The sequence below is a fragment of the Amycolatopsis sp. NPDC045836 genome (assembly GCF_056431745.1).
The window spans coordinates 79,458-99,956 of sequence record NZ_JBWKKF010000022.1 but is presented as its reverse complement, the minus strand read 5'-3'; the positions used below and the strand labels follow the sequence as shown (position 1 = coordinate 99,956).

The following is a 20,499-nucleotide window of genomic DNA, read 5'->3' as shown; positions in this document are numbered from 1 at the left end:
GCGCGAGGCCGTGGAGAACTCCTAAGATTTGGGCCTCAACTGGCTGTTCGAGGGGGTAGGGGGGGGGGGGGGGTGGGGGGGGGTGGGGGGGGGGGGGGGGGGGGGGCCCCCCCCCCCCCCCCCCCCCCACCACACCAGCTGCCCGAGCAGGACCGCGGCGGCGTCGTTGACCGCCTTGGCGTCCTTGGGCTCGCCGTCAGGGGTGAACTGCGCGCCGGCGCCGTGGAAGCTGACGGTTTCGCGCACGGTGACCGCGTGCAGTTCGGCCAGCACCACCCGCAGCGCCTCGACCGCGCGCAGCCCGCCGGAGAGCCCGCCGTAGCTGACGAACGCGACCGGTTTGCCGCGCAGTTCGGTCCCGACGGAGTCCAGGGCGATCTTCAGCGGGCCGGGGAAGCTGTGGTTGTACTCCGGGGTGATCACCACGAACCCGTCCGCGGCAGCCAGGCGCGCGGACAGTCCCGGGCCGGGGAACGGGATCTCGGCGAGGTCGACCACGTCGAGGGTGAGCTGCGGGTGACGGGCGGCCTGCGCGGTGAACCAGTCGGCCACCACCGGGGCGAACCGCCCTTCCCGGACGCTGGCGACGAGGACGGCGATGGCGAAGCGCTCGGACACGGCGGCACCTTCCGGTGAAGGGATCGGGTCAGGGGACACGGGCTTGTTCCGGGGTTTCGGTGGCGGGCCGGAGGTGGCGGAGCAGGACCACGGCGAGCACGGCCAGGCCGGTGGTGAGCACCGCGCTGATCCAGGAGTTGACGTGGAAGCCGTCGGTGAACGCGCTCCTGGCGACTTCGAGCAGCCGCTCGCCGGTGCCCCGGGGCAGTTCGGCGGCCACGGTGACCGCGCCGCCGAGCGTGTCGTGGGCGACGGTGGCCAGTTCGGGCGGGACGCCCGCCGGGGTGCCCTCGGTGACGCCGGCGCGGTAGACCGCGGTGCCGACGCTGCCCAGCAGCGCGACGCCCAGCGCCATGCCGAGCTCGCTGCCGGTCTCGGACAGCGCGGAAGCGGCACCGGTGCGCTCGGGCGGGGCCGAGGCCATGATCAGGTCGGTGGTGACCGTCATCGCGGGACCGAACCCGAAGGAGAGCAACGCGAACCCGGTGACCACCGCGGCGATGCCCGAGGCGGGCCCGGTGAAGGTGAGCAGCACAAAACCGGCGACGGCGAGCAGCAGGCCACCGCCGAGCACGTGCGGTGCCGGGACCCGCCGGACGATGACGGGCGCGAGCATGGTGCCCACCACACCGGCCACCGTGGACGGAACGGTCCACAGCCCGGCTTCCAGCGGAGACAGCCCGAGCACCAGCTGCAGGTACTGGGCGACGAAGAAGAACCCGCCGGCGACGCCGAAGACCGCCAGGGTCTGCACGGTGATCGAGGTGGTGAACCCGCGGTCGGCGAACAACCCGAGGTCGAGCAGGGGTTCACGCAGGGTGCGCTGACGGCGGACGAAGGTGTAGCCGATGGCCAGCCCGCCGGCGAACGCGGCCGCCGCGGTCCAGCCGAACCCGGATTCGGCGAACTTCTTGAGCCCGTAGACGGTGGCCAGCATGCCGGTCAGCGACAGCGCCACGCTGGGCGGGTCGACGCGGTGCGCGCCCTCGTTGCGGCTTTCCGGCAGCAGGATCGGGCCGAGCACCAGCAACAGCAACATGACCGGCACGCCGAGCAGGAACACCGAGCCCCACCAGAAGTTCTCCAGCAGCACCGCGCCGAGCAGCGGCCCCAGTGCGCTGCCGGCGGTGAAACTGGTCATCCACACCGAGATCGCCACGGTGCGCTGGGCGGGGTCGTGGAAGAGGTTGCGGATCAGCGACATGGTCGAGGGCATCAGGGTGGCCCCGGCGACGCCGAGCACCGCGCGCGCGGCGATCAGCATTTCGGCGCTGACGGAGAACGCGGCCACGGCCGAGGCCGCGCCGAAGGCGGCGGCGCCGATCAGCAGCAGCCGCCGGCGGCCGATCCGGTCGCCGAGGGTGCCCATGGTGATCAGGAAACCGGCGATCAGGAAGCCGTAGATGTCGTTGATCCACAGCAGCTGGGTGCCGGTGGGCCGGAGATCCGCGCTCAGCGCCGGGACGGCCAGGCCCAGCACGTTCATGTCCAGTGCGATGAGCAGGGTGGGCAGGGCGAGCGCGGCCAGTCCCAGCCACTCCCGCCTGCCCGCCCTGGGCGGCGCGTGCTCGTTCGGTGTCATGCGGCCGAAGGTAGAACCTAAACCATAGTCGAGGTCAACCTTTTCCGGGAACGCCTCCCGAGGCCAGGCCACCGGCGGCGCCGGAGACCGCGATGGCGACGTCCACCATGCCCTGCACCTTCGCTCGGCGCCCCGGCGCAACGGCGCCGGTGACCATCGCGGTCCCGCTGAGCAAGCCGAAGTTCCAGCCCGGGCCCAGCAGCACCAGCGCCACCGCGACCGCCACGGCGGGCTCACCCGCCGCCAGGATCCCGGGCCCGGGCGGCCCGCGCCTACGCCCGCCGGACCCAGCCCGGCACGGACGGCTAGGGGCGGCCGGGGCCGCTACCGCCCGGGCGCTCTCACCAGCCGGCGTTCCCGGGTGGCGCCGACCAGGCGCCCGTCGAGGCGGACCAGCCAGCTGCCGCAGACGCAGCGCCGGTAGCTCAATGTGCCGTCGCCGGTGTGGTGGCGGGAGGAGGGGGCGGTTTCCTCGGCAGGCCAGCCGCAGCGAGGACATGGTTCGGCGTGCATGCCCCCACCGTGCTGTAATGAGTCAGTGCACTTCAACCCTTACGGTGGTCCGGCGGCGCAGGTCGCCGCCGGGCTGGTCAACCTCGGGCACGCCCCGGCCGCGGAACTGGTGGCGATGATGCGCGCGTGCGGCATGAGCCTGAGCCGCCTGAGCGCCGCCGAAGCCACCGCGGCGGCCCGCTGGGGCGACCGCCTGCGCCCGGTCTTCACCGAGTCCGATGTGGACGAACGAGTGGAGCTGGTCAACGGGCTGCTGGCGGATTCGGCGTGCCGCCCGTTCATCTCCCGCCACGACGGGCTGCCCGCGCACCTGCACTACGCCAGCGAGGACTCGGGCACGCTGCGGCGGTTGCAGGCCTACACCGCGGGCGGGCTGGCGCACCTGGTCTGCGAGGAACCCGGGCGGCTGGGCACCTGCGCCCGCCCGGGCTGCGCCACCGTCTACGTCGACACCTCCCGCAACGGCAGGCGCCGCTTCTGCACCACCAGGTGCGCCACCCGGGTGCACGTCGCCGATCACCGCGACCGCCACCGCGCCGGTTGAGCGCGTTCGCCAGTGCCCCTGCCAGGAGTCGAACCCGGGTCTCCGGCTCCGGAAGCCGGTGTCGTATCCGCTGGACCACAGAGGCCGGAACGTGGTGGGCACCCCCGGCAGGAATTGAACCTGCGACCCCGTGATTCGTAGTCACGTGCTCTTTCCGCTGAGCTACGGGGGTAGTGGTGAAACCAGGAAACCGCCCCGGCCGGGACTCCGGTGGGCGGTTTCGCGAAGACCGGGAACTCAGCCCCGGACGGCTCGGGAACCGCGCCCGACTCGCCGTCGCGTGGTGGTCATGGCCTGCTCCCTCCTCCTCGTCCGGTGTGTTCCATCTTCGCCCGGTGGCCGCACCCGGGGCAACGGGTTTTCCGGGCGGGATGGCACCATGGTCGGGTGAGCAAGCGCTTAGTTGCAGTGGGGGACTCCTTCACCGAAGGGGTCGGGGACGACGATCCGGCGGCACCGAACGGGGTGCGCGGGTGGGCTGATCGGGTCGCCGCGGTGCTGGCGGCCGCGGACGAGGAGTTCCGCTACGCCAACCTCGCGGTGCGCGGCCGGTTGCTCCGGCCGATCCTGGCCGAGCAACTCGAACCGGCCCTGGCACTCAAGCCCGACCTGGTCACCCTCTACGCCGGCGGCAACGACCTGCTGCGGCCCCGGGTCGACATCGACGCGCTGATGACCCACTACGACGAGGCGGTGGCGCGGCTGACCGCCTCGGGGGCGGTGGTGGTGCTGTTCACCGGCGTGGACGGCGTCGAAGACGCGTTGTTCCGCCGGATGCGCGGCCGGGTCGCGATCTACAACGAGTTCGTCCGCGAGATCTCCGCCCGCCACGGCACGCTGCTGGTGGACATGTGGTCGATGCGCCAGCTGCGTGACCGGCGCCTGTGGGCCGCCGACCGGCTGCACCTGAACTCCCTGGGGCACCAGGAGGTGGCGATCGCGGTGCTGGACGCGCTGGGCACCGCGCACCCGCTCGAAGGCGCCCGGCTCACCCCGGCGGAAACGGCCACCGCCCGGGCCCGCCGCCGCGAAAACCTGAAGTGGGCGCGTGAGCACGCGCTGCCGTGGGTGGGCAGGCGGCTGCGGGGCGAATCCTCCGGGGACGGCCTGCGGCCCAAGCGCCCCGAACTCGGCCCCTGCTGAAAACAACGAGGGTGGCTCCCGCCGGGGGAGCCACCCTCGTTGTTGGTCACTGCTGGCGCGGCGGGCCCGAGTACGGGCCGGTGCCGGGCCCCTGACCGGGGAACGGCCCGCTCGGCGGGTTCTGCCCCGGCGACTGCTGGTACGGCGGCTGCGCCTGCGGGAACGGCCGGGCCTGCGGCTGCTGCGGTTGTTGCGGCTGCGGCAGCTGGGCGGGCGCGGGCCGCTCCGGCGGCTGCTGCCGCTCGGTGGGCTCCGGCTGGGCCGCGGGCTCGTTCTCCCCGCGCAGCGCGGCCAGCGCCGGCGGGGTGGTGCGCGGCGCGGTCAGCGGGCTGGGCACCTCCTGCCGGGCCACGGCTTCGGCGGCGCGGACCGCTTCGGCGACCTTCGGGTCGGTGGAGGTGTCGAACCAGGCGGCCACCTCGTCGTCCTCGACCGAAGGCTTCTCCACGTCGTCGTAGGCCGGCGGCTCGTAGCGGAACACCCCGTCGTCCCCGGGGGCACCGAGCGAGCGGGCGAAGCCCTCGAGCGCCTTGCCGTAGTCGCTGGGCACCAGCCACACCTTGTTCGCGTCGCCCTGCGCCATCTGCGGCAGGGTCTGCAGGTACTGGTAGGCCAGCACCTCCGGCGTCGGGCGCCCGGCCTTGATCGCGGCGAACACCTTCTCGATCGCCTTGGCCTGCCCCTGCGCCTGCAGGTAGCGGGCGGCGCGTTCACCCTGGGCCCGCAGGATCCGCGACTGCCGCTCGGCCTCGGCGGCCAGGATCGCCGCCTGCTTGGCCCCCTCGGCCGCCAGGATCTGGCTCTGCTTCTGCCCTTCCGCGGTCTTGATCGCCGACTCCCGCTGCCCTTCGGCGGTCAGGATCATCGCGCGCTTCTCCCGGTCGGCGCGCATCTGCTTTTCCATCGAGTCCTGAATGGACGGCGGCGGGTCGATCGCCTTGAGCTCCACCCGCGCCACCCGGATGCCCCACCGGCCGGTGGCCTCGTCGAGCACACCGCGCAGCTGGCCGTTGATCTGGTCGCGCGAGGTCAGCGTCTCTTCCAGGCTCATGCCACCGACCAGGTTCCGCAGCGTGGTGGTGGTCAGCTGCTCGACACCGACGATGTAGTTCGAGATCTCGTAGACCGCCGCCCGGGAGTCGGTGACCTGGAAGTAGACCACCGTGTCGATGGACACGGTCAGGTTGTCCTGGGTGATCACCGGCTGCGGCGGGAAGGAGACCACCTGTTCACGCAGGTCGATCCGGGCCCGCACCTTGTCCAGGAACGGGACCAGGAAGTTCAGCCCGGGCGAGGCCACGGTGCGGAACCGGCCCAGTCGCTCGATCACCGCGGATTGAGCCTGCGGGACCACCATGATCGCCTTCGCGACGGTGACGATCACCAGCAGCACGACGATCGCGACGACGATTAACGCTGCGGTTGACAAGTTCGTCTCCCCTTGTTTCGTTCGGTGCGGCGCTCAGCCCGGTGCCGCGCGGCTCACCTTAGCGACGCCGCCGGTCACAGCTCAGCCGACACGACCGCGGTGGCCCCGGCGATCTCCACCACGGTGACCCTGGTCCCCGGCTCGAGCACCTGGCCCTCGGTGAAGCAGCGGGCCGACCACACGTCCCCGCCCAGCTTCACCTGCCCGCTTTCGATGTCCACAGTGGACAACACGACGGCCTTGGCGCCGATCAGCGCGTCGGCGTTGGTCCGGTGGTCCGGCCCGGACAGGAAACGGCGCTTGAGCGCCGGGCGCACCACGCCGACCAGGCCGATCGAGGCGACCGCGAACACCGCGACCTGGACGTAGACGTTGTCGGTCAGCAGCGCGGAACCGGCACCGAGCAGACCGCCGATCCCGATCATGAGCAGCATGAAATCCCCGGACAGAACCTCCGCGGCGATGAGCGCCAACCCGGCCACGAACCAGATGAGTGCTGCCATGGCCTACATGGTGGCAGATAGATCGGCTTCACACTGAGTGAGCGACTGGACGTGACCTACGCGTGATGTGGCGGATTCACCCTTCCGGCGGTGGCGCGACGAAGTCGATCAGCCGCTCCACCGCACCGATCAGCGGCGTTTCCAGATCGCGGTAGCTGCGCACCCCGGCCAGCACCCGCGCCCACCCCTGGAACGGCTCACCCCAGCCCAGCGCCTGGCAGACGCCCTCCTTCCAGGGCCGCCCCCGGGGCACCACCGGCCAGGCCCGGATGCCCACCGACGCCGGTTTCACCGCCTGCCAGACATCGACGTAGGGGTGACCGGTGACGAGCACGTGCTCGTCGCGGATCGCTTCCACCAAGCGGGATTCCTTGCTGCCGGCCACCAGGTGGTCCACCAGCACCCCCAGGCGCCGCTGCGGGCCGGTGCCGAACTCCTCGATCCGCCCGGCCAGCACGTCGACCCCGTCCAGCGGCTCGACCACCACGCCCTCCACCCGCAGGTCGTGCCCCCACACCCGTTCGACCAGTTCGGCGTCGTGCTTGCCCTCGACCCAGATGCGCGAGTCACGCGCGGTGCGGGCCCGCAACCCGGCCACCTTCACCGAACCCGACGCCGAAGCCACGGGCCTGGCCGGGGCGGCCTTCGCGGGCACCAGCGTGACCGGCTTGCCCTCCAGCAGGAACCCCGCCCGGCTCAGCGGGAACACGCGGTGCCTGCCGTGGCGGTCCTCCAGCACCACGGTGCCGTGCTCGAGCCGGACCACCGCACCGCAGAAGCCACCCGGCTCCTCCACCACCAGCCCCGGCTCGGCGGGCACCTCCGGGATCACCCGCTTGCGCGGCCCGGCGAGAACGTCGTCATAGGAATGGGAGCGCACGCCGGGCAACGGTAGCCAGCCGCGCACCCCAGCGGGGGACGCCACGCCGGATCAGCGCGCCCGCAGCCCGTCGAGCACAAAACCCAGCTGCCGCCGCCACCCCGACGGCTCCAGCTCCACGATCCGGCCCAGCGCCAGGAGCTGCAGGCCCAGATCCGCCGCGGTCACCTCCGGGCGCAGGCTGCCCTCGGCGTGCGCCCGGCGCACGATCGGCTCGACCGCCCCGGCCAGGTGCGCCCGGCACGCCTCCGCCGCGGCAGAGGCCTCGGCACTGGTCACCCCGTCGAGCACCGCCTTGTGCCGCGCCATCGTCGCCAGCGTCTGCTCGAGGAAACCGGCGAGCCCGCTCCAGGCGTCCTCGGCGGCCAGCGCCCGCTCGACGATGACGGGCCACTCCCCCAGATCCTTCGCCAGCACCGCACCGACGAGGTCGTCCTTGGTCGGGAAGTGCCGGTACACCGTGCCCACGCCCACCCCGGCCGCCTTGGCGATGTCCCGGATCTCGGCGTCCAGGCCCCGCTCGTCGAACTCCTTGGCCGCGGCCGCGAGCACCAGCTCCCGGTTGCGCGCGGCATCCCTGCGCATCACGCGGCCATCCTAGCGTTGCGGAACCACGGTTCCGTTCCGTACGATCCGGAACCGTTGTTCCGGAAAGCACCTGGGAGGACCCCCGTGAAAACCATCGTCATCACCGGCGGCACCGACGGCCTCGGCCGCGCACTGGCCCGCAAACGACTCGCCGCCGGCGACACCGTCGTCGTCATCGGCCGCAACCGCACCAAGTTCGACACCCTCGGCGGCGGCGAATTCCTCCCCGCCGACCTCACCCTGATCAGCGAAAACCAACGCGTCCTCACCGAACTCCGCCACCGCCACCCAGTCATCGACGCCCTCGTGCTCGCCGCCGCCTACGCCCAATTCCCCCGCACCACCACCGCCGAAGGCCTCGAACACAACTTCGCCCTCTACCACCTCAGCCGCCACCTGCTCGCCGACGGACTCCACGACAACCTGCGCGCCGCCCCCAACCCGGTCATCATCGACACCACCGTGCCCGGCGCCCCCGCCGACGCGATCAACTGGACCGACCCCCAGTTCGAACACGGCTACACCTGGAAAGCCGCCAACCACCAAAGCCGCCGCGCCACCTTCCTGCGCGCCGCCGCCCGCACCGGCAACCCCGTCCCCCACGTCCTGCTCAACCCCGGCTTCGTCCGCACCAGCCACCAGGGCTCACTCACCGGCCTCCGCCGCCACCTGGTCACCCTGCTCGCCCGCCTCGCCGGCACCAGCCCCGAACGCGCCATCGAACCCATCGACAACCTCATCGACCACCCACCCACCGAAGCACTGACCGCCTACCAGGGCCGCAAACCACTCCCGGTCCACATCGACGACCACACCCTCACCGACGCCCAACGACTCGCCACCCTCACCGACCAGCTCCTCGCCGAACTCCCCCAGCGCAAAAGCTGACCCACCCCCCCGATCAGGCGTTCCAGTGAGGGGCAGCGCCTGATCGGCCCATCCAAGAAAAACCCGACGAACTCTCGGCCGCCGGCGACCCGGCTCCAGCCGCACAAGACGCTCAACAGACGCCGGCCCAACCGCAGCCGACCCCTGAGCAGCGCACCCAGCGGCCGATCAAGCCCACCGGGCGATACCGGAAACCCGCGAACCCGCGTTCGACCCGATCACCCGGACCGGAGCAGCACCAGACACGCCCTAGAACAACGGCCAGGGCACCGCACGCCAATCCTCACCCGGCTGCGGGAACACCCCGTCCGCCAGCAACTTCGCCGCCCGCGTCCCGACCGCCGCGACCTCCGCCCGCGTCAGGTGCTCCGCCAACTCCGCCCCCAGCGCCCCCTCCAGCAACGACGGCACCGCAGCCAGCTTCTCCGCGATCTCCCCACCCAGCTCGTCACCGACCCAACCCCACAACACCGTGCGCAACTTCGGCTCCGCGTGCAGGCAAATCCCGTGATCCACCCCGTACACCCGGCCATCCACCCCCGCCAGCACGTGCCCACCCTTGCGATCGGTGTTGTTCACCACCACGTCCAACGCCGCCAGCTCCCGCATCCCCGGGTGATCCGCGTGCGCCAGCACCGCCGGCTCCCCCAGCCGATCGTGCGCGTGCAACACCACCCGCCACCCCGCAGGCACCTCCGACGGCGACCGCACATCGATCAACTCCGCGTCCTCATCGGTCTCGATCCACAACTGGACCATCCCCAACCCGAACGGACCCTCCCGCAACACCGTCGGCGGCACCCGCCCCAACCCCGTGTGCTCGGCCACCAACGCCGTCGCCACCTCACGCCCCGCCAGCGTGCCATCCGGGAAATCCCACAACGGACGCTCACCCGAAACCGGCTTGTACACCGCGTTCGCCTCGACCCCGTCCAGCTCCACCGAGCAGAACAAAGTCACGTTCGACGCGTCGACCAGCCGCCCCTCCACCGCGATCCGCCCCCGCGCGATCAACTCCCTCGCCGCGGGACCGGAAGACGAATCGGCCAACTCACTCCTCGATGACATCCACGTCACGCCGGTACCCGTTCTGCCGGGGACAGATGTGCCCCTCCGGATCCAGCGGCTCCCCACACAACGGACACGGCTTCCGCCCCGCATTGACCACCCGGTCCGCCCGCTCGGCGAACGCCCGAGCCGCCACCGGGCTCAAGAACACCCGCACCGCGTCCGGACCCTCCTCGGTGTCATCGAGCACCACCGTCTCGTCGACCTCCCCCTCGGTCACCGCCAGCAGCTCGATCACCACCGCACTGCTCTCGGCATCCCACCCGAGCCCCATCGTGCCGACCCGGAACTCCTCCTCCACCGGCACCGCCAACGGCTCCGCATCGACCAGCTCATCCGGCGTCTCCGCCGGCACCTCGGCACCGAAGCGCGTGGCGACCTCGTCGAGCAGCGAACCGAGCCGCTCCGCGAGCACCGCCACCTGCTGCTTCTCGATGGTCACACTGATCGTGCGCACATCCTCGGACGCCTGCAGGTAAAAAGTGCGGTCACCGGGTTCCCCGACGGTCCCGGCGACGAACCGGTCGGGCTGACGGAAGACGTGGATTACACGAGCCATGACAACCACGACCCTAAGCCACCCGCCGATCATCGGCATCCGCCGCCCCGAGTTTCGCCCCAGGCGAACAAGCCACCCCAAAACCCGACCTTTCCCCCACCCAGCCGAAACCCTTCACCACAAGATCGCGAACACCTCCAAAGAGTGACTAAACTCGCGCGATGCCCGAGATCGCGCCATACGGAGCCTGGCCATCCCCCATCACCGCCACCGACGTCGCCACCGCCGGCCACCAACCCCAGTGGCTCGACGCCGTCGACGGCGAAATCTGGTGGGCCGAAGCCCGCCCCACCGAAAACGGGCGCGTCGCACTGGTCAAAGCCGGCCCCGACGGCACCGTCGAAGAACTCCTCCCCGCCCCCTGGAACGCCCGCAACCGCGTCCACGAATACGGCGGCAAACCCTGGCTCGCCATCGACGGCAAGATCGCCTTCACCCACTGGGACGACCAGCGCGTCCACCTCCGCGACCCCGCCACCGGCCAAGTCACCCCCCTCACCCCCGAACCCCACACCCCACAGGGCACCCGATACAGCGACCTCCGCCCCGGCCGCCCCGGCGAAATCTGGGCCGTCCGCGAAACCAGCACCGGCCCCCGCCGCACCGACATCACCCGCGACCTCGTCTCCATCCCCCTCACCGGCCAACCCCCACGCCAACTCACCACCAGCCACCACTTCCTCACCGCCCCCCACCTCGCCCCCGACGGCACCCACGCCGCCTGGCTCGGCTGGAACCACCCCCACATGCCCTGGGACACCACCGAACTCTGCCTCGCCGAAATCCACCCCGACGGCACCTTCGGCCCCCACCGCGTCCTCGCCGGCGGCCCCGGCACCGCCGTCTGCCAACTCCACTGGGAAACCCCCACCACCCTGCTCGCCCTGCTCGACCCCGACGGCTGGTGGAACCTCCACCGCATCCACCTCGACGGCACCACCCACAACCTCGCCCCCGTCACCGAAGAACTCGGCGGCGCACTCTGGAAACTCGGCCTCACCTGGTTCACCCCACTCGGCCACGGCAAACACGCCGTGCTCAACTCCGGCCACCTCGCCCTGCTCGACGAACACACCCGCCAAGTCCGCACCATCGACCCCGAAACCACCTGGGCCCCCACCATCGCCCCCCACGGCAACGGCATCGCCGGCCTCGCCACCGGCCCCCGCCGGGAAACCGCCGTCCGCCACGCCGACCTCACCACCGGCACCCTCACCGACCTCACCCCCCACCCCGGCCAAACCCCCTCCCCCCACCACCTCCCCGACCCCCGCTACCTCCCCACCCCCCGAGAACGCGTCTTCACCGCCCCCGACGGCGAACCCATCCCCGCCTACCTCTACCCACCCACCAACCCCGACCACACCGGCCCCCACGACCAACTCCCGCCCTACCTCATCCACGTCCACGGCGGCCCCACCGGCCGCAACCACCCCGTCCTCGACCTCGACTTCACCTACTTCACCAGCCGCGGCATCGGCGTCGTCGCCGTCAACTACGGCGGCTCCACCGGCTACGGCAGGCGCTACCGCGAACGACTCCGCGAACAATGGGGCATCGTCGACGTCACCGACTGCGTCGCCGTCGCCACCCAACTCGCCGACGAAGGCACCGCCGACCCCCACCGCCTCGCCATCCGCGGCGGCAGCGCCGGCGGCTACACCTCCGCCCTGGCCATGACCACCCAACGCACCTTCCGCGCCGCCACCGTCAAATACCCCATCCTCGACCTCCACCGCTGGACCGCCGACGGCGGCGAAACCCACGACTTCGAATCCCACTACCTCGACGGCCTCATCGGCCCCCTCCCCGAAACCGCCGACCGCTACCACGACCGCTCACCCATCAACAACACCGCCACCCTGGCCGGCCCCCTCCTCTTCCTCCAGGGCCTCGACGACCAGATCTGCCCACCCGAACAAGCCGACCGCTTCGTCGCCGCCCTCCGCGGCACCGACATCCCCCACGCCTACCTCACCTTCGACGGCGAACAACACGGCTTCCGCAAAGCCGAAACCATCACCGCCGCCCTCGAAGCCGAACTCGCCTTCTACGGCCAGGTCTTCGGCTTCGACACCCCCGGCACCACCCCCGTGGACCTGCGCCCGTGACCCGCCCACCCCACCTGAAGCCCGGCGACCGCGTCGCCCTCATCGCCCCCGCCGGCCCCGTCCCCGACGAACTGCTCGACACCGCCCACCGCACCCTCAAAACCTGGGGCCTCGACGTCCGCGAAGGCCCCCACACCCGCGGCGTCCACCCCACCGTCCCCTACCTCGCCGCCCCCGACGAAGACCGCGCCGCCGACTTCACCCAAGCCTGGCTCGACCCCGCCACCCGCGCCGTCTTCGCCGCCCGCGGCGGCTACGGCAGCATGCGCATCCTCGACCTCATCGACTGGCACACCCTCCGCCGAGCCGAACCCAAGATCCTCACCGGCTCCAGCGACATCACCGCACTCCACGAAGCCGTCGGCACCCACCTCGGCCTCACCACCCTGTTCGCCCCCATGGTCGGCAGCACCCTGCTCACCCCCGCCGCCGCCGACCACCTCCACCGCACCCTCTTCCACCCCACCACCGCACTCGACCTCGCCCGCCCCGGCGCCGAACCACTCATCCCCGGCCACGCCACCGGCGTACTCGTCGGCGGCAACGCCAGCCTCCTGGTCTCCAGCATCGGCGCCCCCGAACACCGACCGGCCACCGGCGCCATCGCCCTGCTCGAAGACGTCACCGAAAGCGTCTACCGACTCGACCGCATCCTCACCCAACTCCTGCGCTCAGGCTGGTTCGACGGCGTGCACGGCATCGTGCTCGGCTCCTGGGCAGACTGCGGCCCACCCGACGCCGTCAAAGCCCTCATGCTCGACCGCCTCGGCCCACTCGGCGTCCCCGTGCTCTGGAACGCCGGCATCGGCCACGTCCCCGACTCACCCACCATCGCCCTCGGCCTCCCCGCCCAACTCGACACCGACGCGGGCACCCTCACCCTCACCCAACCCGCACTGTCCTGAAACACCCGCCCTAACCGGCCTCCCACCACACCAGCACCCGCGTCCCCGACAACGTCAGCCACTTCGACGGCTCACCCGCCCCCACCTCGAACCACACCCGCCCCGGATACCGCCCACCCTGCAACCACCGCCCATCCGGCTGCCGCGCCGCCCGGATCAACCCCACCGCCCCCGCCAGCCGCGGATCCGGCGGCACCCCGTCGTGCCCCGACGCCACCCGCAAGTACTCAGCCGCGTTGAGCACGTCACAACGCCACCGGAACGGACAGGTGAACCGGCTCACCCACGGCCCGATCGACTCCCCGGTGGACAACCGCCGGAACAACCCACGCCCCAACAGGTACTCCTCACCAGCCCGCCGCGCCGCCCGCGACCCCTCCGTGCCACCGGTCGCCACCTCGTACGCGAGCAACCCCTTCAGCGAATTCAACGTCGAATGGACCGGCGACCGCGTCGCCCCCTCGACCCACCAGCAGTTCCACCCCCCATCACCCAGCTGGTGCCCGACGAACCAATCGGCGATCCCCGCGACATCGGCACCCAGCCACACCCCGTTCGCCAACGCCCACCCGTTGACGCAGCAGTCCACCTCACCACCCCAGCACGGCAGACCGTCGCACTCCCAGCGAGCGTGCTCCGCCAGCAACTCCGCCGTCCACGGCTGCCCCTCCTCCCCAGCCGGGTCGTACCCCGCCGGGAAGTACGCACCACCCGCCCACTGACCACCCGGGTCCTGCCTCGCCAGCAGCCGCGCCCGAACCCCTCGGTCGCGACCCGCGCCCTGGTCGCCTCCCACACCTCGGGCGGCTCACCCGCGACGTCCCGTTCGACCTGCCAGCGCAACGCCGGATCCGCAGCACAAAGCCAGGAGATCAACGCAGCACCCACCATGAGCGGACCCTAACGGCATACTCGGCGGCATGGGCAAGGAATACCACCGCCTCGACGACCGCCTCCGGGCCTTCATCGACGCACAGCCGGTCTTCTTCGTGGCCAGCGCACCCCTGAGCGGCGACGGCCACGTCAACCTCTCACCCAAGGGCCGCGCGGGCACCCTGACCGTGCTCGACGAGCACACCATCGCCTACCTCGACTTCGGCGGCAGCCACGCCGAAACCATCGCCCACCTGCGCGAAAACGGCCGCATCACGCTGATGTGGTGCGCCTTCACCGGCCCGCCCAAGGTCCTGCGCGTGCACGGCCGCGGCGAACCCGTCTTCCGCGACGACCCCCGCTTCCCCGAACTGGTGACCCGCTTCGGCGACGCCGACGGCCCCGGCCTGCGCGCGGTCATCCTGGTGGCCGTCGACAAGATCAGCGACAGCTGCGGCTTCGCCGTGCCCTTCCTGGACTACCGCGAAGAACGCACCCTGCACGCCGAGTACTTCGGCCGCAAGACCGACGCCGAGTTCAACGCGTACTGCCAGGGCAAGAAGACCAACGTCGCCAGCATCGACGGCCTGCCCGCGCTCCCGCTGCCCCTGCCGGACCGGACCGGCGATGCGCCTGTCCACTGAGGACGCCCGCGCCCGGTTCACCGCGGCGCGGGTGGCCCGGCTCGGCACGGTCACCGGACACGGCACCCCGCACCTGGTCCCGGTCACCTTCGCCGTGGTCGGCGGCGAGATCTGCTTCGCCGTCGACCACAAACCCAAGCGCACCACCGACCTGGCGCGACTGCGGCACATCGCGGCGAACCCGGCGGTCAGCTTCCTGGCCGACCACTACGCCGACGACTGGACCCGGCTCTGGTGGGCCCGCGCCGACGGCCGCGCCACCGTGCTCGACGACCACCCCACCGCACTCGCCGCCCTGTGTGAGAAGTACCCGCAGTACCGGGACACTCCCCCGGCCGGGCCGATCGTGTCGACCACGGTCACCCGCTGGACAGGCTGGTCCTTCGTCTGAGCTGGTTTTTTGTAGCCGAGCCAAAATTTTTGCCTCAAGCGGTGGCGTATAGGTCGTTATACACTTGAATGGTGACCGTCCGTGACCACCGGCGATGGATTCTTCAGCGATCCAGGGAATCCGGCTTCCGCCAGGCCGCGATCAGGCCCAGCGGGTCCGGCTTGAGCAGGGACGCCGCCGCGTAGACGCTGGCCGCCAGCACTCCCCCGATGAACCACCAGTCGTAGAGCGCCTGCTCCCCCGTCGGGTAGTAGACGAGCACCAGGAACACCGACACCCCCACCACCCCGGCCAGGTGCTTGCGCTCCCACGAAAACGCCGAAGCCAGGACAAAACCCCAGGTCAGGTACCACGGCAGGGTCGGCGGCGCGAGGATCGCCACAGCCAGCAACGCGGCCGCGGCCCGCAGCACGGCCTGGTTCCCGCCGTCGCGGGCCAGCCACCACTGCCGCACCACGAACACCGCCAGCACCACCCAGGCCGCCAGCCGGAACACCGTGACGAACGGTGACGGCGGCACGTCCACCACGATGTGCGCCATGGTGTAGAAGACCTCACCGATCCCGGTCGGGAAGTTCAGCCAGTTCGCGATCAGCTGCGGCGCGCTCATCCCGGTGAACCAGCCGATGTTCATCGAACCCAGCGAAACCCAGGTCCCCACCACGAACACCGGGACGAACACCCCGAGCGCGGGCAGCACCGCGCGGAAGAACCGCTTCACCGGCCCACCGCCGGGCAGCTGCGCGGCCCACATCCACACCAGGAACGGCAGCGCCACCGCCGCCGTCGGCTTGATCAGCATGCCCACGGTGACCAGCACCACCGACAGCACCGGACGGCGTTCCAGCATGGCCAGCACACCGGTGGTCAGGAAACCCAGCATCAGCAGGTCGTTGTGCGGGCCGCCGACCAGGTGGACCACCGTCATCGGGCTGGCCACCGCCAGCCACAGGGTGACCGGCAGCCGCCCGCCGAGGTGCTTGACCAGCCGCGGGATCGACCACAGCACCCCGGCCAGGCCGACCATGATCACCAGCCGGGTGAGGATCACCCCGAGGATCATGTTGTTCCCGGTGAGCCCGACCACCCACTTCGACACCAGCAGGAACAACGGCCCGTACGGCGCCGGCGTGGTCTGCCACAGCTGGTGCACGTTCACCACCACGTCCGGCAGCACGTCCAGCTCGGCCGGGCCGAAGGCGTACGGGTCCTTGCCGTGGAGCAGCTGCGCGCCCTGCCCGAGGTAGGAGAACACGTCACGGGTGAACAGCGGCGGCGAGACCAGCAGCGGCCCCATCCAGCAGGCCGCGGCGACCACCACCGGCCGGGCACCCACCCGGCCGTCCAGCACGTACCGGCCCAGCCGCACCCACGCCCACACCACCAGGCCGAAGCCGAAGTACAGCAGCGCCGTGGCCAGTGCCCGGCCGTGCCCGTAGCGGATGAACGACAGCGGACCGTGACCGAGCACCGGATCCCGGATCAGGATGCCGCCCGCCCCCAGCGCGGCGAGCATCAGCAGCGTCGAGCCGATGGTGCCCATCGCGATCGTGCGGTACGGGAAGCGCGACGGCGCGAGGGTCAGCGCGTCGGCTCCGGCGGCGGGGTCTGTGGTGGTCGGCATGTCACCAAAGGAGATTACACACCGCGTTCCCCGGCGGACCCAGCGCCAGCGCCTTCCGGGGTCACCGTGCCGCCGGGCAGCGCGGCCAGCAGCGACTTGGTGTAGTCGTGCCGCGGGGAGAGCAGCACCTCCTCCACCGTGCCCACCTCGACCAGCTCACCGCGGTACATCACGGCCACCCGGTCGGCGATGTTCCACGCCAGCCCCAGGTCGTGCGTGATCACCAGCCCGGCCAGCCCCAGTTCCCGCCGCAACCGCAGCAGCAGCGCCAGGATCTCCCCGCGCACCGACGCGTCGAGCGAGGCCACCGGCTCGTCGGCGACCACCACCTTCGGGTCCAGCGCGAGCGCCCCGGCGATCACCACGCGCTGGCGCTGGCCACCGGACAGCTCGTGCGGCAGCCGCTGCATGAACCGCTCCGCCGGCCGCAGTTCGGCCGCCTCCAGCGCCTTGGTGACGATCTCCCGCTCACCCTCGGCCAGCCCGTGGATCCGCGGGCCCTCGGCGACCGCCTCGTACACGCTGTGACGGGGGTTCAGCGCACTCGTCGGGTCCTGCAGCACCAGCTGCACCTGCCGCCGGTACGCCCGCAGGCCGGCGCTGGTCATCGGCACCGGCCGGCCCTCGAACAGCACCCGCCCCGAAGTCGGCTTCTGCAACCCCATCAGCGTGCGGGCCAGCGTGGTCTTGCCCGAACCGGACTGGCCGACCAGCGCGATGATCTCGTTGCGCCGGACCTCCAGGTCCACCCCGTTGACCGCGTTGATCGCCTTGCCCTCGCGGTCGCGGAACCGCACGTGCAGGTCCTCGGCCGCCAGCAGCGGCCCCTCCCCCGTGTCCACCGGCGACTCCGGCTCCGGCGGCAGCGCACCCGCCGTCGCCGGGGCGAACCGCGACACCGGATCACCCACCGTGGGGAAGGCCGAAGCCAGCGCCCGGGTGTGCGCGTGCCGCGGCGCGGCCATCACCTGCCTGCCCGCGCCCTCCTCGACGATCTGCCCGTCGTACATCACCGCGATCCGCGCGCAGGTCGCCGCCAGCACCGACAGGTCGTGGCTGATCATGATCAGCCCGATGCCCTGCTCGGCGACCAGCCCCCGCAGCAGGTCCAGCACCTGGGCCTGCACGATCACGTCCAGCGCGGTGGTCGGCTCGTCGGCGATGATCAGCCGCGGGCGGCAGGCCAGCGCCATCGCGATCATCACCCGCTGCTTCTGCCCGCCGGACAGCTCGTGCGGGTACGCCCCGGCCCGGCTCACCGGCAGGTCCACCTGCGTGAGCAGCTCCTCGACCCGCTCGCGCACCGCCGCGTCACCCAGCGGGCCGCCGTCGGCCGGGTGCAGCCGGATCGGCTCGGCGATCTGCTCCCCGATCCGCCGCACCGGGTTCAGCGCGTGCATCGCCCCCTGGAACACGATCGACGCCGACGACCAGCGCACCGCCCTCAGCCGTCCCCACTTCATCGTGGTGACGTCCTCGCCGTCGAGCCGGATCTCGCCGGTGATCTTCGCCGACTTCGGCAGCAGGCGCAGCACGCTCATCGCCACCGTCGACTTGCCCGAACCGGACTCCCCCGCCACCCCGACGGTGTCCCCCGGCTCCAGCCGCAGGCTGACGTCGCGCACCGCGTGCACGTCCTCCCCGGTCGCCGGATAGGTGACGTTGAGGTCCTTGATCTCCAGCAGCGCGCTCATCGGTCCCCCCTCAGCCGCGGGTTGAGCACGGTCTCCAGCGCGCGGCCCACCAGCGTGAAGCACAGCACGATCGCCACGATGGCCAGCCCCGGCGGCAGCAGGTACCACCAGGCACCCCCGCTCACCGCACCGGAACTGAGCGCGGTCTGCAGCATCGAACCCCACGAAACGTTGTTCGGGTCACCCAGCCCGAGGAAGGACAGGGTGGACTCGGCGATGATCGAACCACCCACCACCAGCGTGGTGTTCGCCAGCACCAGCGGCATCACCGCGGGCAGCACGTGCTTGCCGATCACGTGCAGGTGCCCGCCGCCCAGCGCCTTCGACCGCTCGATGTACGGACGGCTCTCCACGGTCAGCGTCTGCGCCCGCACCAGCCGCGCGGTCGTCGGCCACGAGGTCACCCCGACCGCCACGATGATCGTCGGGATCCCCCTCGGCAGCACGCTGGACAACGCGATCGCCAGCACCAGCGAGGGCAGCACCAGGAAGAAGTCGGTGAACGGCAACAGGATCCGCGCCACCCACCGGCCGAAGTGCCCGGCCGCGATGCCGACGATCGTGCCGATCAGCACCGACAGCACCGTCGCCGCCAGCCCCACCAGCAACGACACCCGCGCACCCCAGAAGGTCAGCAGCAGCACCGAGCGACCGTCCACATCGGTGCCGAGCAGGTACTCCCCGCTCGGCGGCTGCAACGGCCTGCCCGGCGCCTTGGTCACGTCCAGCCCCGCCGGATCGGTGATCACCGGCGCCAGCACGGCCAGCACCACGACCAGGACGAGCAGCGCCAGCCCGGCCAGCCCACCGCGGTTTTTCGCGAACTCGCGCCACACCCCGCCCGCCGCGGCCGCCCGCCGCTGCCAGGCGATCGCCCGCGCCGACCGCGTCGTCTGCTGAGACTCGGTCACGACGCACGCACCCGCGGGTCGAGCACCCGGTAGAGCACCTCGGCGAACAGGTTCATCACGACCACCGAACCAGCCAAGATCAAGAACACCCCTTGCAGCAGCGGCAGGTCCGGCCCGCGCAGCGCCTCGAACGTGAGCAACCCGAGCCCCGGCCACGAGAACACGGCCTCCACCGTGACCGTGCCCGACACCACCAGCCCGAACTGCAGGAACACCAGGGTCACCGTGGGCAGCAACGCGTTCGGCACCGCGTGCCTGCGGCGCACCAGGTCGTCGCGCAGGCCCTTCGCGCGGGCCGTGGTGAGGTAGTCCGCGTTCATCTCCTCCAGCAGCGACGACCGCATCACCAGCATGTACTGCGCGTAGATCACCGCCAGCAGGGTCAGGCACGGCAGCGTCAGGTGGTGCGCCACGTCGAGCAGCTCGCTGAAGAAACCCGGCGGCGTGTCCGGCGAGGTCATCCCCCGGCTCGGGAACAACCCCTGCGTGGCGATCAGCAGCATCAGGCCCAGCCAGAACTGCGGCACCGACCACAGCGTCAGCGCCACCCCGGTCTGCACCCGGTCGAACGAACTGCCGCGCTTCCACGCCGCCCGCACGCCCAGCCACAGCCCCAGCACCACCGCCAGCACGGTGGCGGTGCCCACCAGCAGGATGGTCGGCCACACCCGCTCGCCGATCATGCCCGCCACCGGCCGGTTGTAGATGTAGGAGGTACCGAGGTCACCGCGTAGCAGCCCGCCGAAGTAGTCGAAGAACTGCTGCAGCATCGGCTTGTCCACCCCGAGCCGCGCGCGCAGCTCGGCCAGCTGCTGCGGGCTGGTGGGCCGGTCCCTGGTCATCGTGGTGACCGGGTCACCGGGGATCATCCGGAACAACAGGAACCCCAGCACCACCACCAGCAGCAGGCTGACCAGCCCGGCACCGATCTTGCCCGCGAGGAACCGGAGGGTCCCGGTACCCCCGCGTCGTTCGTCCGGGTCGGGCAGTTCGGTGCCCGTGGCCGTCGAGACCGCTCCGGTCAACGCACC

General features: G+C 71.5%; 21 protein-coding genes and 2 tRNA genes. 7 read left to right on the top strand and 16 right to left on the bottom strand.

Translation table 11 applies throughout. The features are described 5' to 3' along the window. Window positions 1–21 precede the first annotated feature (21 nt). Genes AC07EG_RS32635 through AC07EG_RS32625 form a run of 3 tightly spaced genes read right to left on the bottom strand, consistent with a single transcriptional unit; the run spans window position 22 to window position 2,426 of the window. Window positions 22–618 carry an NADPH-dependent FMN reductase gene (locus AC07EG_RS32635; protein WP_478257079.1) on the bottom strand — a complete coding sequence of 199 codons (597 nt, stop codon included), beginning with the start codon at window positions 616–618 and terminating at the stop codon, window positions 22–24. Between the two features lie 28 nt (window positions 619–646). After that, window positions 647–2,200, bottom strand: a complete 1,554-nt coding sequence (locus AC07EG_RS32630; protein ID WP_478257078.1) for an MFS transporter — start codon at window positions 2,198–2,200, stop codon at window positions 647–649. Window positions 2,201–2,234: 34 nt separating this feature from the next. Then, the gene (locus AC07EG_RS32625; RefSeq protein ID WP_478257077.1) at window positions 2,235–2,426 is read right to left on the bottom strand and encodes a hypothetical protein; all 192 of its coding nucleotides are present in this window, start codon (window positions 2,424–2,426) and stop codon (window positions 2,235–2,237) included. Between the two features lie 312 nt (window positions 2,427–2,738). Between AC07EG_RS32625 and AC07EG_RS32620 the strand changes: the two genes are divergently transcribed. Next, window positions 2,739–3,257 carry a CGNR zinc finger domain-containing protein gene (locus AC07EG_RS32620; protein WP_478257076.1) on the top strand — a complete coding sequence of 173 codons (519 nt, stop codon included), beginning with the start codon at window positions 2,739–2,741 and terminating at the stop codon, window positions 3,255–3,257. Between the two features lie 13 nt (window positions 3,258–3,270). Here AC07EG_RS32620 and AC07EG_RS32615 read toward each other — a convergent pair. Together AC07EG_RS32615 and AC07EG_RS32610 are read right to left on the bottom strand one after the other, a co-directional pair. Further along, window positions 3,271–3,342: transfer RNA gene (locus tag AC07EG_RS32615), tRNA-Arg, on the bottom strand. Window positions 3,343–3,356: 14 nt separating this feature from the next. After that, window positions 3,357–3,429: transfer RNA gene (locus tag AC07EG_RS32610), tRNA-Arg, on the bottom strand. 215 nt (window positions 3,430–3,644) lie between these two features. Between AC07EG_RS32610 and AC07EG_RS32605 the strand changes: the two genes are divergently transcribed. After that, window positions 3,645–4,400, top strand: coding sequence for an SGNH/GDSL hydrolase family protein (locus AC07EG_RS32605; RefSeq protein ID WP_478257075.1), 756 nt, complete (start codon window positions 3,645–3,647; stop codon window positions 4,398–4,400). A gap of 46 nt (window positions 4,401–4,446) precedes the next feature. Here AC07EG_RS32605 and AC07EG_RS32600 read toward each other — a convergent pair whose 3' ends face one another. The 4 genes from AC07EG_RS32600 to AC07EG_RS32585 all read right to left on the bottom strand — a co-directional run bounded on the left by AC07EG_RS32600 (window position 4,447) and on the right by AC07EG_RS32585 (window position 7,797). Next, window positions 4,447–5,757 (bottom strand): SPFH domain-containing protein, encoded by a 1,311-nt coding sequence (locus tag AC07EG_RS32600; protein ID WP_478257106.1) that lies wholly within the window; start codon window positions 5,755–5,757, stop codon window positions 4,447–4,449. Between the two features lie 146 nt (window positions 5,758–5,903). Continuing rightward, on the bottom strand, window positions 5,904–6,332 hold the full coding sequence (locus AC07EG_RS32595; protein ID WP_478257074.1) for an NfeD family protein: 429 nt from the start codon (window positions 6,330–6,332) through the stop codon (window positions 5,904–5,906). A 76-nt stretch (window positions 6,333–6,408) separates the two neighbouring features. Further along, window positions 6,409–7,212, bottom strand: a complete 804-nt coding sequence (locus AC07EG_RS32590; protein WP_478257073.1) for a DUF3097 domain-containing protein — start codon at window positions 7,210–7,212, stop codon at window positions 6,409–6,411. 51 nt (window positions 7,213–7,263) lie between these two features. After that, window positions 7,264–7,797, bottom strand: a complete 534-nt coding sequence (locus AC07EG_RS32585) for a TetR/AcrR family transcriptional regulator (RefSeq protein WP_478257105.1) — start codon at window positions 7,795–7,797, stop codon at window positions 7,264–7,266. A gap of 87 nt (window positions 7,798–7,884) precedes the next feature. Between AC07EG_RS32585 and AC07EG_RS32580 the strand changes: the two genes are divergently transcribed. Beyond that, window positions 7,885–8,688, top strand: coding sequence for an SDR family NAD(P)-dependent oxidoreductase (locus AC07EG_RS32580; protein WP_478257072.1), 804 nt, complete (start codon window positions 7,885–7,887; stop codon window positions 8,686–8,688). Window positions 8,689–8,937: 249 nt separating this feature from the next. Here the strand turns inward: AC07EG_RS32580 and AC07EG_RS32575 are convergent, their stop codons facing one another. Together AC07EG_RS32575 and AC07EG_RS32570 are read right to left on the bottom strand one after the other, a co-directional pair. Next, window positions 8,938–9,756 carry an SCO1664 family protein gene (locus tag AC07EG_RS32575; RefSeq protein WP_478257071.1) on the bottom strand — a complete coding sequence of 273 codons (819 nt, stop codon included), beginning with the start codon at window positions 9,754–9,756 and terminating at the stop codon, window positions 8,938–8,940. Next, the gene (locus AC07EG_RS32570) at window positions 9,740–10,315 is read right to left on the bottom strand and encodes a DUF3090 domain-containing protein (RefSeq protein ID WP_478257104.1); all 576 of its coding nucleotides are present in this window, start codon (window positions 10,313–10,315) and stop codon (window positions 9,740–9,742) included. Before AC07EG_RS32570 ends, AC07EG_RS32575 begins: the two co-directional genes overlap by 17 nt. 161 nt (window positions 10,316–10,476) lie before the next feature. On the opposite strand from AC07EG_RS32570, the gene AC07EG_RS32565 reads away from it, so the two are divergent. Beyond that, the gene (locus AC07EG_RS32565; RefSeq protein ID WP_478257070.1) at window positions 10,477–12,426 is read left to right on the top strand and encodes a prolyl oligopeptidase family serine peptidase; all 1,950 of its coding nucleotides are present in this window, start codon (window positions 10,477–10,479) and stop codon (window positions 12,424–12,426) included. Continuing rightward, window positions 12,423–13,331 carry a S66 peptidase family protein gene (locus tag AC07EG_RS32560; RefSeq protein WP_478257069.1) on the top strand — a complete coding sequence of 303 codons (909 nt, stop codon included), beginning with the start codon at window positions 12,423–12,425 and terminating at the stop codon, window positions 13,329–13,331. The genes AC07EG_RS32565 and AC07EG_RS32560 overlap by 4 nt, the downstream gene beginning before the upstream one ends. Window positions 13,332–13,341: 10 nt before the next feature. Here the strand turns inward: AC07EG_RS32560 and AC07EG_RS32555 are convergent, their stop codons facing one another. After that, the gene (locus tag AC07EG_RS32555) at window positions 13,342–14,127 is read right to left on the bottom strand and encodes a squalene cyclase (RefSeq protein WP_478257068.1); all 786 of its coding nucleotides are present in this window, start codon (window positions 14,125–14,127) and stop codon (window positions 13,342–13,344) included. Window positions 14,128–14,251: 124 nt separating this feature from the next. Between AC07EG_RS32555 and AC07EG_RS32550 the strand changes: the two genes are divergently transcribed. Both AC07EG_RS32550 and AC07EG_RS32545 read left to right on the top strand, forming a co-directional pair. Then, on the top strand, window positions 14,252–14,848 hold the full coding sequence (locus AC07EG_RS32550; protein WP_478257067.1) for a pyridoxamine 5'-phosphate oxidase family protein: 597 nt from the start codon (window positions 14,252–14,254) through the stop codon (window positions 14,846–14,848). Beyond that, a complete protein-coding gene (locus AC07EG_RS32545) occupies window positions 14,832–15,239 on the top strand; it encodes a TIGR03668 family PPOX class F420-dependent oxidoreductase (RefSeq protein ID WP_478257066.1) in 408 nt (135 codons plus the stop codon). Before AC07EG_RS32550 ends, AC07EG_RS32545 begins: the two co-directional genes overlap by 17 nt. A gap of 103 nt (window positions 15,240–15,342) precedes the next feature. Here AC07EG_RS32545 and mptB read toward each other — a convergent pair whose 3' ends face one another. Genes mptB through AC07EG_RS32525 form a run of 4 tightly spaced genes read right to left on the bottom strand, consistent with a single transcriptional unit; the run spans window position 15,343 to window position 20,493 of the window. Next, window positions 15,343–16,863 carry a polyprenol phosphomannose-dependent alpha 1,6 mannosyltransferase MptB gene (mptB, locus tag AC07EG_RS32540; RefSeq protein WP_478257065.1) on the bottom strand — a complete coding sequence of 507 codons (1,521 nt, stop codon included), beginning with the start codon at window positions 16,861–16,863 and terminating at the stop codon, window positions 15,343–15,345. A 14-nt stretch (window positions 16,864–16,877) separates the two neighbouring features. Then, complete coding sequence (locus AC07EG_RS32535; protein WP_478257064.1) at window positions 16,878–18,557, bottom strand: dipeptide ABC transporter ATP-binding protein; 1,680 nt, start codon at window positions 18,555–18,557, stop codon at window positions 16,878–16,880. Further along, the gene (locus tag AC07EG_RS32530) at window positions 18,554–19,468 is read right to left on the bottom strand and encodes an ABC transporter permease (RefSeq protein WP_478257063.1); all 915 of its coding nucleotides are present in this window, start codon (window positions 19,466–19,468) and stop codon (window positions 18,554–18,556) included. Before AC07EG_RS32530 ends, AC07EG_RS32535 begins: the two co-directional genes overlap by 4 nt. Next, a complete protein-coding gene (locus tag AC07EG_RS32525; protein ID WP_478257062.1) occupies window positions 19,465–20,493 on the bottom strand; it encodes an ABC transporter permease in 1,029 nt (342 codons plus the stop codon). Before AC07EG_RS32525 ends, AC07EG_RS32530 begins: the two co-directional genes overlap by 4 nt. Between the last annotated feature and the right edge of the window lie 6 nt (window positions 20,494–20,499).